Annotated in this window: 12 protein-coding genes, 1 pseudogene and 1 riboswitch; of the genes and pseudogenes, 5 read left to right on the forward strand and 8 right to left on the reverse strand. The window is 36.4% G+C overall.

Translation table 11 applies throughout. The features are described from left to right. Window positions 1-154: 154 nt before the first annotated feature. From FH144_RS10080 to FH144_RS10115, 8 genes and pseudogenes are all read right to left on the reverse strand, one after another. Entirely contained in the window at window positions 155-1,513 is a 1,359-nt protein-coding gene (locus FH144_RS10080) for a gluconate:H+ symporter (RefSeq protein ID WP_242315609.1), read from the reverse strand. Between the two features lie 36 nt (window positions 1,514-1,549). After that, window positions 1,550-3,088, reverse strand: a complete 1,539-nt coding sequence (gntK, locus tag FH144_RS10085) for a gluconokinase (protein ID WP_242315611.1) — start codon at window positions 3,086-3,088, stop codon at window positions 1,550-1,552. 21 nt (window positions 3,089-3,109) lie between these two features. Next, window positions 3,110-3,790, reverse strand: coding sequence for a GntR family transcriptional regulator (locus tag FH144_RS10090; RefSeq protein WP_242315613.1), 681 nt, complete (start codon window positions 3,788-3,790; stop codon window positions 3,110-3,112). Window positions 3,791-4,003: 213 nt separating this feature from the next. Further along, window positions 4,004-4,702 carry a GTP pyrophosphokinase gene (locus FH144_RS10095; protein WP_242315615.1) on the reverse strand — a complete coding sequence of 233 codons (699 nt, stop codon included), beginning with the start codon at window positions 4,700-4,702 and terminating at the stop codon, window positions 4,004-4,006. A 384-nt stretch (window positions 4,703-5,086) separates the two neighbouring features. Then, window positions 5,087-5,500 (reverse strand): DUF2188 domain-containing protein, encoded by a 414-nt coding sequence (locus FH144_RS10100; RefSeq protein WP_242315616.1) that lies wholly within the window; start codon window positions 5,498-5,500, stop codon window positions 5,087-5,089. A gap of 74 nt (window positions 5,501-5,574) precedes the next feature. Continuing rightward, a pseudogene (locus tag FH144_RS10105) lies at window positions 5,575-7,457 on the reverse strand (FUSC family protein). A 217-nt stretch (window positions 7,458-7,674) separates the two neighbouring features. Further along, window positions 7,675-7,959: a putative quinol monooxygenase gene (locus FH144_RS10110; RefSeq protein WP_242315619.1), complete on the reverse strand. Its 285-nt coding sequence runs from the start codon at window positions 7,957-7,959 to the stop codon at window positions 7,675-7,677. A 340-nt stretch (window positions 7,960-8,299) separates the two neighbouring features. Beyond that, window positions 8,300-9,580, reverse strand: a complete 1,281-nt coding sequence (locus FH144_RS10115) for a pyruvate MFS transporter (RefSeq protein ID WP_107508039.1) — start codon at window positions 9,578-9,580, stop codon at window positions 8,300-8,302. Between the two features lie 339 nt (window positions 9,581-9,919). Beyond that, window positions 9,920-10,029: riboswitch (TPP riboswitch) on the forward strand. 66 nt (window positions 10,030-10,095) lie between these two features. Between FH144_RS10115 and FH144_RS10120 the strand changes: the two genes are divergently transcribed. From FH144_RS10120 to FH144_RS10140, 5 genes are read left to right on the forward strand one after another with little or no spacing between them, the layout of a single operon-like run. Beyond that, entirely contained in the window at window positions 10,096-10,686 is a 591-nt protein-coding gene (locus FH144_RS10120; RefSeq protein WP_242315621.1) for a thiamine phosphate synthase, read from the forward strand. Further along, window positions 10,679-11,794: a glycine oxidase ThiO gene (gene thiO / locus FH144_RS10125; protein WP_242315623.1), complete on the forward strand. Its 1,116-nt coding sequence runs from the start codon at window positions 10,679-10,681 to the stop codon at window positions 11,792-11,794. The genes FH144_RS10120 and thiO overlap by 8 nt, the downstream gene beginning before the upstream one ends. Further along, complete coding sequence (gene thiS, locus FH144_RS10130) at window positions 11,778-11,978, forward strand: sulfur carrier protein ThiS (protein WP_242315625.1); 201 nt, start codon at window positions 11,778-11,780, stop codon at window positions 11,976-11,978. Before thiO ends, thiS begins: the two co-directional genes overlap by 17 nt. Window position 11,979: 1 nt before the next feature. Continuing rightward, the gene (locus tag FH144_RS10135; RefSeq protein ID WP_119527656.1) at window positions 11,980-12,747 is read left to right on the forward strand and encodes a thiazole synthase; all 768 of its coding nucleotides are present in this window, start codon (window positions 11,980-11,982) and stop codon (window positions 12,745-12,747) included. Beyond that, complete coding sequence (locus FH144_RS10140) at window positions 12,747-13,745, forward strand: ThiF family adenylyltransferase (RefSeq protein WP_242315627.1); 999 nt, start codon at window positions 12,747-12,749, stop codon at window positions 13,743-13,745. The genes FH144_RS10135 and FH144_RS10140 overlap by 1 nt, the downstream gene beginning before the upstream one ends. The last annotated feature ends 14 nt before the right edge of the window (window positions 13,746-13,759 follow it).

The following is a 13,759-nucleotide window of genomic DNA, read 5'->3' on the forward strand; positions in this document are numbered from 1 at the left end:
TCTGTTGTTTTATCATTTGTTAGTTTATCACTCTTTATGTGTCATTCCTAGTGATAGCCTAATGTTTGCTTTATAAATAGAAACCGCTTCAAATTATAAAAAGGTTGAGAGGATATCTCAACCTTTAATGACGAAGCAGTAATGTATCTTAATTTTAAACAAATAAACTAATAAACAGGATAAAGGTAATACCTGATACTGAGATAATGGTTTCTAGTAATGACCATGTTAAGAAGGTTTCTTTAACTGTTAATCCGAAGTATTCTTTAAACATCCAAAAGCCTGCGTCGTTAACGTGTGACAAGATAACGCTTCCGGCTCCGATAGCAAGAACGACAAGTGCGACGTTCACATCTGAATGTTGTAATAATGGTAAGACAATACCTGTCGTTGAAATGGCCGCCACTGTTGCTGAACCTAGTGCGATACGTAGGACTGCTGCGACCATCCATGCTAGTAATATCGGTGACATAGTTGAACCTTCAAACATTTTCGCAATTGTATCACCAACGCCACCGTCGATAAGGACTTGTTTGAATGTACCGCCACCGCCGATGATTAAGATCATCATGCCGATGGGATAAATCGCATTAGTCGCTGATTTCATAATGTCGTCCATTTTTCTACCGCGTTGTAAGCCCATTGAGAAGATAGCGAAAATGACAGAAATCAACATTGCTGTACCTGCTGTACCTATGAAGTAAATGATTTGTTCGACAATATTTTTCGCTTCTTCGTGTCCAGTGACCAACTGTACAATCGTTGAAATTAACATTAAGATAACTGGTAAAATGGCTGTGAATATACTTAATCCAAAGCCTGGCATTTCAGACTCTTTGAATTCTTTTTGAGAGCCTAATGCTGAAATGTCGCCTTCACGTGTATAGGCTGAAGGAATTATTTTTTGTGCTAATTTATTAAAAATTGGTCCGGCTATAATAGTTACGGGTATCGCGATAATAATGCCGAATAATAATACTTGGCCTAAGTTCGCTTTTAATTCTTTAGCAATGACTACTGGACCAGGATGTGGTGGTAAGAAGCCATGTGTTACTGAAAGTGCAGTCACCATTGGTAAGCCGAGTTTTAATGGTGATACGTTAGCACGTTTGGCGATTGTAAATACTAATGGTATAAGTAAAACTAGCCCTACTTCAAAGAATAGTGCAATGCCGACGATAAAGGCTGCGATAAGCATGGCCCATTGGACGTGTTTTTGTCCAAATTTAGCGATTAACGTATCGGCAATGCGGTTTGCCCCGCCTCCGTCCGCGAGTAATTTACCGAGCATCGCACCTAAACCAAAGATTAATGCGATATGTCCAAGTGTGCTACCCATTCCATTTTCAATGGTTTCCATAATTTTATTCAGTGGCATGCCGAGTAAAATGGCAGTTACGACTGATGTGACGATTAACGAAATAAATGTATTAAGCTTCAAGAATATAATAAGTGACAGTAGTAATAATATCCCAATAACCACGCTAATTAGTGGCCAAATTTCTCCAAACATCGTAAAACCTCCCTGTTTCTCTTTTTATGTACTGATTTACTGCATGTGTTTCCGTTGAAAATCTGCTATTTCTGCATATCTTTCTTCGAGTGAACGGCTTAAATTGATAAAGATAGACACTAGTTGTTGATAGACGTTGACTGTATCTTGATCTGGTTGATGTTCATGTGTAGTGCCGACCATCTTTTCAACAATAGAAAAATCATCAATCTCACCTAAAGCTTTAAGACCAAGTACACAAGCGCCTAGGCAAGAACTTTCATAACTTTCTGGCACGTTAAGATTTGTATCAAAGATGTCAGCCATCATCTGACGCCACATCTCACTCTTCGCAAAGCCACCTGTCGCTTTAATTGTCTTAGGTGTTTCATTCATCACTTCTACTAAAGCAAGATAGACGGTATAAAGGTTATACAGTACACCTTCTAAAGCGGCACGAATCATATGTTCTTTCTGATGTGAGAGTGTTAAGCCAAAGAATGAACCGCGCGCATCTGCGTTCCATAAAGGTGCACGTTCCCCAGCAAGATAAGGATGGAAGATTAATCCATCGGCGCCTGGTTTCACTCGGCTAGCGATTTTAGTAAGAACATCGTAAGGATCAACGCCTAAACGTTTAGCCGTTTCTACTTCACTTGCGAGCAATTCGTCTCTTAACCATCTCAGGACTACGCCACCATTATTCACTGGTCCACCAATTACATAATGGTCTTCATCTAAGACATAACAGAAGATGCGTCCTTTATAGTCTGTACGAGGTTGATTAATCACTGTACGAATAGCGCCAGACGTTCCAATTGTGACTGCGACTTCACCTTTTTTATAGCTATTTACTCCTAGATTAGAGAGCACACCATCGCTTGCGCCAACAACGACTGGCGTATCTTCGTCGATGCCCATTAATGTAGCATAGCGTTTCTTCATACCTTTCAGTATGTGTGTAGTTGGTACTAGCTCTGGTAGTTGTTCACGTGTAATACCTAATAACTGAAGCGCTTCGTCATCCCAATCTAAATTTTCCAAATTAAATATACCTGTAGAAGATGCCATTGAATGGTCGATAACATATGTTTCAAAAAGTTGATGGAAAATGTATGTCTTAATATCGGCAAACATGGCGGTTTGATGATAAATTTCAGGTTGTTTATGTTTCATCCAAAAGATTTTAGCTAACGGTGACATCGGATGAATCGGTGTACCCGTGCGTTGATAAATGTCAAAGCCGTTATGTTGTTGATTAATCATTTCATCATATTTACTAGCACGATTATCAGCCCACGTAATACTTTCTGTTAAGCGACTGTGTTGCGCATCTAATGCGATTAAACTATGCATTTGGGCACTGAATGATATCAATTTAATATCCGCTTTGTTGATGCCCGCTTCTCTAACAACATATTTTACTGTCATTAATACGGCATCGAATAACTCATCAGGGTTTTCTTCAGAAACATCTACGTTTGGCGTATGTAAGGGATAACCGATATGATGTTTCATAATCAATTGTCCATTTTCGTCGTATAATACTGATTTCGTACTTGTAGTACCAATATCAACGCCAATCATATATTTCATAATATTCCTTCTTTCCTTTATTTATTGTAACCAGAAACTTTCAATATCTTTACCGACGTCATCAAAGTTAAGATGAAAGGCTTTCTTTAATGTTGCCGAATCATAATTCTCTACTGCTTCTATAAATACTTCATGATTATGATGAATCCGTTCAAAGTCTGCTTTATCACGTGCCATACGTTGGCGCATCGATATTAAAACGAGCGATTCTATGACGGGTTTTAAATGACTCCAGAATGTGAGTAAATATTGATGATTAGAGGCCTTAATCGTTGCTTCATGGAATTGGATATCGTGTTGTGTAAAAGCTTCAGCATCATCAAACTTTATAGCTACTTTCATCATTTCTAGATGTTTACGCATTTCTTGTACGATTGTTGCTGTGTCTAGATGCTTTATTTTTGAAAATGCGAACGACTCGAGCATTAATCTTAAATCATAGAGTTCTTTCTTTTCTTGTTCACCGAATTGAAGTACCTTTGCGCCCATCCGTTCTAGCTGTATCAATTGATCAGTTTGTAATAGTTTAAAGGCATCTCTAACTGGAGAACGGCTCACATCAAACTGTTTGGCGACTTGATTTTCTGTAAGCAACGTGCCCGCTTCGATATCGCCGTTAACAATTTGTAAACGTAATTCCGCTGCTACATCTTCTCCTTTAGTCATACCTCCAAGCCATTGTTCTGGGTATCCCTGTTCCACTTTTGTCACTCCCACTGCCTGATTTCCAACTTGTATACAAGTATAGTAATACACAAAAGTAACTTTTGTAAACGTTTTCTTTTTAAAATATAAAAATTCCCGACTTCTTTTAGAAGTCAGGACATCAATTCGTCATTATTCTTATTATATATATAAGGGAGCGGTGACAGAAATCTAATGTAATTTCGAAGATTTCTATCACCACTCCCACTGTTAATTATTATCTGTAATTGCGGAATGTATGGATTGCATTTTTGATTCTACGTCTGAAATTTCAAATGCGCATTCTTTTAATGTTTCTTTGTAATCTTCGGTACTTGCATTATTTTTATATCGTATTTTATGTTCTAAGCTTGCCCACATATCCATACCAATTGTACGAATTTGAATTTCTACAGGAGTGGTTTCTACTCTATCTGATAAAAAGACAGGGATAGAAACTACAATATGTAAGCTACGATATCCATTTTCTTTAGGTTCTTTAATATAATCTTTGCGTTTTAATAATTTAACGTCTTCTTGTTTAAGTAACATCTTTTCAATAACATAAATATCATCTAAGTAGTTGCAGACGACTCGAATACCAGCGATATCGAGAATATTTTCTTTGGTACTTTCTGCACTTATGATTAAGTTTTTACGTTGGAGCTTTTTCACTAAACTATTCATTTCTTTCACACGACGTTCCATGTGATGGATGGGGTTATGTTTATACACATGGTTAAAATTATCGTCTAAGATATCTAGTTTCGTGCTTATTTCTTTTAATGCTGAGGAGTATAGATGATCAAGTTCAACGAAGCCAATTAAGCGGTCAAATGCTTCGTCCTCATTTTCAAGATGATTTAAACTCTCTTTAAATTCATTACGTAATTCTTCAATATACAATGACGGTTTTCTCTCTACGTACATAGTATTTCCTCCTTATTTATCACATTACATTATATCGAATTGAAAAATGAACTAAAAATAATATCCATCTGTATTTACTACATCATTAGCCCGATATATGTTATATGCATAATAAGAAGGTAAATTAGAATGTCGCTTTAAAACATTATGCCTTGATTTATAAATATTAAGAAGTATTAAATGTATCTTTAAAAATACATGAGTATAAAATTTCATATTTATACATAGTATTAGTGGCGGGACTCCTGGGGGAATAGGATGAGTGTCGAGACCGTGGCTCGACCCATCTCCCCGGAACGGAGCCAATCAATACGAAGTATTAATAAAAAAGCCTAGGACATTGATATTGGAAATGTCCTAGGCTATGATTAATAGTCTCTCTAATTATTCATCTTTTTTATGTTCGATGACTTTTGTATCGCGATTGTCGGCAATATTTTGTGCTTTCTTTTTAGCTTCTTCTTTGGTATCAAACGTGTCTGATGCTTGTTTCGCACCTTCCGTTTTTACTTTCCATTCGTTCTCTTCATAATACACATGCACATTTTTATCATTCAATTCAGGATTAGCCGACTGATCCTTTTGATGCTCAGTAATATGTTTATTCTTTAACTCTTCTAACTCATCTTTACTCGCATCTTTATACCAATCTTCAGCTTGTTTTGTCGCGATAGGTACAACATCGCCTTCTTTATATCCATCTTTCAACATGGCGTTACCGATATCAATCGCTTTTTTACGTTCAAACTCTTTCATATTCTTCCAAGTATTTGGATAATCGTTCATTGTCCAAGGCATAATGTCACACTCCTCTATTTATCAATAGTATGCTTTACCACTTTCCTTGAAAATGAAACTTCCACTACAACAAACTACGCTTTCGTAGCTGCACCGTCTTCAATCTCATCTATATCTTTACGAGTGTTAACACAATTGTTTTGTAACTTCATCAATACAGATTTTAAATAATTATATTGAGGTAAGTCCGATAAGGTATTTACTTCAAGACTACTTTGTAATTCGAAATGTTTAGCTATATTTTCAAAAATAACTAAGTATTCACCCATTTGTTCATCTGAAATATGTTGACGTTGGTGATTTTGCATAGCGCGCATTAACATAAAGTTAACTTCTTCCAAGGCGAAGATACTTGGATAATAGTAACGAATAACTTCTTTATTAGAGAAGAATTCCTCACTTGCTGAATTATAGACTTGCGTCATGTTACTCATTTTCACTGATAAGGCTAAGCTTTCATTTTTCTCATACTCTTCATCCTGATACGCATTACTAGAAAATACATATTGGAAAATGTCGGCTTCTTTACGTACTACTTCTGCAATCGTACCTGGCAACATGGCAGATGACGTTTGACGATTAATTAATAAAATACCAATAATCGCTATAGTAATACCGATTAAAACATCAAAAATACGTGTGTACGCAATGGTAATTGATAAATTTTCAGAGGCTAAACCGTTTAATAAAATAACTTGCGTCGTAATAAAAATAACGGCGAAAGCATAGTTTGACCCTACAAACGCTTCAGTCATCATTGCTGCAAGTCCCATTACAATAACTGCCACAATTAGGTGCGGATTAAAGTATAGAATCACCGATAATAACAGTGTACCCATAATGGTACCAAGTCCACGCGCCGTGGCACGGTCTAACATACGACGTGTCGTCATACCTACCAAGACAGTATGCGCCGTTAATGGAATCCAATATGATTTTTGAATGTTAAACGCTAGTGAAATAAAGATTGCGACCGCCATAATCACGGTATAAATTAACGTATTACGGAAGACAATTGAATCTAGTGTTAAATTATGAATAATTCTTTGACTATACAATGGCTTTCTAACGCTTGCCTCATGTTCAATTTGGTTTGAACCTAAGTTTGCTATTTCATCGATTTTTAATACATATTGTAATAAATTATCAAATTCCTCATCAACATGAACTTCCTTCGTCCATTTCTCACGATTTGCGCTTGGGCGATATGCATTACGTGTCGTTACGTCCATCATTTCTATTAATTCTTGTGGAAGTGGACGTATATCTTTTTCATGTAATTCTAGAAGTTCTGAATAAATCCCTTGCGCCGATGTATGTAATAAGAGTAATCTTTGGAAACGTTGACTCAGATTATTATTTGTCCCAGCAGTCGCCGTTATCAATAGTTCATCGGATGTTCTAAATTGTGTAACTGCACTTTTTGTAATTTCTTTAAACTTTTCAGGATCATTAAAGTTATGCATTAATTGATTAATGGTTTTAAAGTCAGAATTGATGGCTTTATTTTCAATTTTTTGTTTTTGGAAAAGTACTGTGATAAGTACAAGAAGTGTCGCAATTCCGCCACCAATAAGAATAGCAAAGCCACGAATTAATGCTTGGTCTGGTGCTACTGGCAAGTTACTAGGTAAACAAAATGTAACTAAGAAGAAAGTTGAAGATGGTCCTGCGATCTTCAAGGCGCTGAATACGTAGAATGGGACAACCGTTACAATAAGTAATGTCACACCATAAAGTATCGGTTCAGTAACAGTGAGTGTACGAGCATCATACAGACTGCGAAAGATAAGGTACATAAAATGACCGTTCTTAGCATAGAACGTGGTGAGCTTTTAAAGACATAGATATGTGCTAATGTACCTGTGGCAACAAGTAAACCAAAACTAAAATTACCTAGGAAATAACCTATTAATGCAGGGATAATCATTAATAAGCCCTGCCTAATCCCTTTCATTGGGTCAATTTTAGAGGTATCGAAGCTTATAAGAGATTTTAATACGTTTCCCAATGCTATCGTTCCTTTCTATAAAACATATACACTCTATGATAACATTTTTATCACTAAATTTTGTTGTAGAATACTAAACCACTATATGAAAATTTAACAAAATTAAAAGCTGAAACATTTTTATATTAATGTCCCAGCTTATAATACTTAGCTATATGATAGATTATTTTGTTTCAGCAACGTCAATTTCTGGTTTTTCAGTAATATGTTTACCAATATTTTCACTAAATACTTTGAAATGTTCTGAATGATTGTGCGCTTCTACCGCTTCTTGGTCTTTATAATTTTCAACAACAACAAACGTATTGCGTTCACTCACATCTTCGTAATGGCTATAAAATGTATTACCTTCTTCTTGACGTGCGTTGTCTACAAGGCCTTTCATTAATTCTAAATAGTCCTCACGATGATCTTCATTTACTTTAAGTTTTGCATTAATAATAATCATACGACTCACCCTTACCTTTAAGATTTACTCTTATTTTATCATTTTCTTTATTTTTGAGTTAATTTTATACACAAGATATCTCATTAATTTAACTTAATATATTTGATTGTACGAAAGTGTCTTATTTTTGTAAATTACCACGTAACACACGTAGTATTGTTGGCGAGACTCTTGAGGGAACAGGGCTAGGCTAAGACCGTGGCTTAGCCAGTCCCCCTAAGAAAGCGAGCCAAACAATACGAAGTATTACTAAAAAAGCGTAGAAACGATTCATAATTGAATCATCTCTACGCTTATTAAGATTTATGTCTCAACCTACAATAGGTTGTTGTCGTTCAATCTATTTCAATTTACGTGATTCATCTTTAATCAATGGTTTATCTGGTGTTACAAATAACCATAAGATAGCAGCAATCACTGCTGGAATAATTAATAATTGGAATGTCATTGTCCAACCAAGTGATGCAACTAAAGCACCGGCTAAGAATGGACTTAATAAAGCACCAATGTTACCCCATAAGTTCATCCAACCTGACACTGTTCCGGCAAAGTTACGACCAATGTCATTCGCTGCAGCCCAGCTCATACCCATTGAAATACCCATGCCACCTAAACCAAGTGATAACCAGAAAATAGTGACATATAATTTCTCAGTATGTACTGCAAAGAAGATTGAAATCGCAAATACGATAAAGCCGACAATAGCAATTAATCCTCTTGAAACGAAACGTGATTGACCACTACGTAAAATTTTATCTGAGATTGCACCAGCAGATAAGATTAAAACAAACATGATAAACCATGGTAATGAACTGATTGTCATATGTTTAAATTCTACATGATATTGTTCTGTTAAATATGTTGGTAACCAAATTAAGAATAATGTGATTACAAATTGAACTACAAAATATTGTCCTGCAATCGCATAGAAACTTACACGACGGAAGAATTGATTCCATGGAGGTGTTGATTGCGTTGTTTGTACTAAATCACGATTCTCCATAATGAAATGTTTCTCTGCTTCATTCACCATACGATGTTGTTCTGGTAAATCTTTTGCGATGATGCCCCATAAGATGGCGATTAAAATACCTACACCACCAAAGATATAAAAGACTGCTTGCCAGTTAAAGGCGTTAACAATCGCAATTGTAATAATAGGTGCTAATACTGGTCCAAAATATGAACCTGCTAATAACATACTCGATGCTCTACCTTTTTCATCTTTTGAGAACCAAGTAGAGTTAAATACGGCATTAGATGGATACATTGGCGCTTCCCCTATACCGAATAAGAAACGAACTAAATATAATAACCCGTGATGTTTAATCATACCCGTAAAGATAGTGAAGGCACTCCACCATAATAAGGCAATTGTAATCATCTTACGTGGACCAAATTTCTCTGCTAACATACCTGAAGGCACTTGCATTAATGCATAACCTAGTGAGAAGAATGAAGCGAGCAACCCAAATTGTTGCTTGTTCATATGTAAATCAGCCATCATTTGTGGCGCGATATATGAGATGTTCGATCTATCCATATATGCGATAACTCCGATAATAAAAAATGCTAATGCGAAAAACCAGCGAACACTACTTCTTTTTTGTCTTTGAACCATTTCCTCTTTTTCCTACTTCCCTTAAATTTGTTGATTCTTAAAATGTTGTCTAATATATTCTTCGAGACTCCCAATTCTCTAAAAATATCATCCCATAACGCCCATTCTCATAGTCTTTTGAGCTTATTTTTATTTATAATATCAGGTTTTGTAATCGTTTACAATAGGTTTTCTTAAAGTTTTTTATTAAATTGCGTTTGTTTAAATATGAAACCAATCCTTTCCTTGAAAAAGCCTTGCACCGCTTGTTATAAACTAAGATTTGAATTCTATTCCAAAAAATTGTAGAATGAACTTGAAATAAAACGTGAACGGTTATTTTTTAACACATAAAATTTAATTTTCCACTGGAAGTGCCTTTGTTTAGGGCTGAGAGTAAAGAACGGACTTTATAATTCCTGGAACCTGATCCAGTTTGTACTGGCGTAGGAAAGTGGCGCATAGGATATCATAAAGCTAAGTTAAACGCTATTTCCCTACGAGGGAGATAGCGTTTTTTTATATCTTAAGGAGTGATGCTCATTTTCATTGCTATAACATCTTATAAAGCGTTAACGACTAAAGATTTACACCATTTTCTCGAAATTGCTAAAGGTATAGACGGCCTATTATTCAGGACACCAATGTCTCATGAAGACTTATTTCATTTTATAACGGACTTGCTCAAACAAGGATTTCCTAAAGATAAAATGATTATTCATAGTGACATTGCATTGCTAGAAAAATTAAATCTCTCATGCTTACACATGCGTGAAATGGACACTCAAGCGTTTGATTACAAAGCACGACATCCAGAAATTGAAATCAGCATGTCGACACACTCACTACAGTCTGTGACACAAGCTTATGAGCATCATCTTGATTATGTGTTTTATGGTCATATCTTTGAAACACCATCTAAACCTAATCAGACGCCACGGTCCATAGAAGAGATTCACCAAGTTTTACAACTCCCAATTTCTGTCTATGCGATTGGCGGTATAACTAAAGAAACAATTCACGACTTACCTCATGGCTTTGCCGGTGTTTGTGCAATTTCTTTCTTTATGAACGCATCTTTGACACAAATTGAACAGTTACGAAAGGAGTGGTTGAAAGATGCGTGACGTTCTCATTATTGGTTCGGGCGTGATTGGTATGTCTATCGCTAGAAACTTAAGCCAATCACAAATGGACATTGCTATTGTAGATCGTGATATTCCAGGTAAACATGCCTCATACAAAGCAGGTGGCATGTTAGGCGCACAGAATGAATTTACTGAAGATAATGATTTATTTAGACTCGCGCTTGAATCGCGTAGCCTTTTCCCAAAACTGTGTGAGACATTACAAGATGAAACGGGCATTGATATCCAATATCAAGCTTCTGGTTTGATTAAAATTGCGAATCGCCCAGAAGACGTCGACAGTTTGTGTAAGCAGTACCATTTCTTAAAATCATTAGATGACAGCGTGGTAGAACTTTCAGATACCGATTTGATTCACTTAACGAATGGTAATGTCACATCAAGTGAGATGGCTATTTATATTCCTCACGATGGTCAAATTAATGCGAATCATTATACGAAAGCTCTATTCAAGTCATTACAACAGCGTGATATTAAACGATATTTCAATACGGAAGTAACACGCATTGAACATTTAAATGGGTACTATCAGGTAGAAACAACTGATGGCTCACTTTACGCGAAGAAAGTGATTGTAGCCGGTGGCGCTTGGTCATCTCAATTGCTAAAAGACTATCATCTCCCTCGTGAAGTGGTAGGCGTTAAAGGTGAAGTCTTACTCATTGAAAATGACGACTTAGATTTAAAAGAAACGGTGTTTATGACAAATGGTTGTTATATCGTTCCTAAACAACCTAACCGCTTCTTAATCGGTGCGACAAGTGAATTTGATAATTATTCTGTAGGAAACACGAGTGAAGGTATATCTTGGCTTCATCAATATGCGAATGAACGTATCCCTGAACTCGCGCAAGGCAAAGTGATTAAACAATGGTCAGGTGTGCGTCCCTATACTGAAGGCGAAGTACCGATTATGGACCGCATTGACGATGGACTTTATGTCATCACCGGCCATTATCGTAACGGCATCCTACTCTCACCTATTATCGGACGCGACATCGCAAACTGGTTATTTACCGGCGTGAAGCCACGTAACTATGAATCTTTCAATGTTTCAAGGAGGTCAAATCATGAAGTGTATCATTAATGGCGATGAGTTCAATTTCGATTCAGAACAGTCTATCAATGACGTTTTACGTTCTCTCGAATTGGACCCACAACGTGTCATTATCGAATATAATAAAACATTAATTAAACAAGAAGAGTACGATAATCATACTGTTAGAGAAGACGATCAACTAGAATTATTAGAATTTGTTGGAGGCGGATAATATGTTTAAAATTGGACCATTAGAATTACAATCTCGTTTATTATTAGGTACTGGTAAATTTGAAAATGAAGATATACAAACGCAAGCAATTAAAGCATCAGAAACCAATGTACTTACTTTCGCAGTAAGACGTATGAATCTATATGATAAAAACTTACCTAACCCACTTGCAAATATTAATTTAAAAGATTTTATTACTTTTCCAAATACTGCAGGCGCAAAAACTGCTGAAGAAGCGATTCGTATCGCAGAAATCGCAAAACATGCCGGCGTATGTGACATGATTAAAGTCGAGGTCATTGGCGATGACGAAACATTGCTACCTGACCCATTCGAAACTTACGAAGCTTGTAAAGTCTTATTAGACAAAGGCTATATCGTTTGTCCATACATTTCTAACGACGTCGTATTAGCGAAACGTTTAGAAGAACTTGGCGTACATGCAGTTATGCCACTTGCTTCTCCAATCGGTACAGGACGTGGTATTAATAACCAACTTAATTTAAGCTACATTATTAAAAATTCAAATGTCCCTGTTATCGTAGACGCAGGTATCGGTTCAGCGAAAGACGCTTGTCACGCAATGGAATTAGGTGCAGATGGTATCTTGCTTAACACAGCAGTTTCAGGTGCTAAAGACCCTGTGAAGATGGCCGAAGCAATGAAATTAGGCATTCACGCTGGTCGTTTATCTTATGAAGCCGGCCGTATTCCTGTGAAATACACAGCCCAAGCTTCAAGCCCTACTGAAGGATTAGGATTCTTATAATGCAACGTTATCAACGTCAAATGCGTTTTCATCCTTTTGGGGAAAATGGGCAAAACGCCCTAACGCACGCCAATATTTTAATATTAGGCGCCGGCGCATTAGGTAGTCATGTGGTTGAACAACTCGCACGCATGGGCGCGCATCATTTAACCATCGTTGACATGGATATAGTCGAAGAATCCAATTTACATCGTCAAGCACTCTATACTGAAGACGATGCAGTGAATATGACGCCTAAAGTCTATGCGGTTAAAGACAAAATTGCTCATATCAATTCTAACGTCGACGTTCAAACGTATTATCAAGAAATTGACTCGACTAATATTGAAGATTTACTCAAAGACGTTAACCCAGATATTGTGATTGATGGTATGGATCATTTTAAAATACGTTATCTAATCAATGAAGCATGTCATAAACACAATATTCCATGGGTTTATGGTGCAGCCGTTGGTAGTAAAGGCACAGTGTATGGTATTGATTTTAGTGGCCCTTGCTTGAAATGTTTATTAAAACGTATGCCATCAAGTGGTGAAAGTTGTGCTATCAACGGTGTCTTACCACCTGTCATCTCTCAAGTAGCGAGTTATGAAGTATCCGAAGCTATTCGTTATTTATCTGGTCACGGCTTTTCAAAAAAACTTATTACTATCAACGCATTTGATATCGACTATAAAGCAATGAACGTAGATATCTTGAAAGATGACGCTTGTGAAGTATGTGCCGAACATCGTTATACTTTACTCGAAACAAAGCAACAACAACAGATTGAGAGTTTATGTGGAAAGACCTATCTCTTTAGATATGACGCGTCAGTGTTCGGACATGCAGACTATTTCCCGGGCGATATTGTGAAATCAACGTCATTCGCTAAATTGATCAAAGACCATGATTATGAAATTACTTTATTTAAAGATGGACGTATGAATGTCTACGGCGTGGAAGATGATGACGAAGCGAACAAATTATACCACTATTATTTAAAAGCAATAAAATAATGTGAGTTGGTTAT

This window comes from Staphylococcus sp. acrmy, assembly GCF_022690565.1.
GTDB classification, from domain to species: Bacteria; Bacillota; Bacilli; order Staphylococcales; family Staphylococcaceae; genus Staphylococcus; species Staphylococcus caledonicus.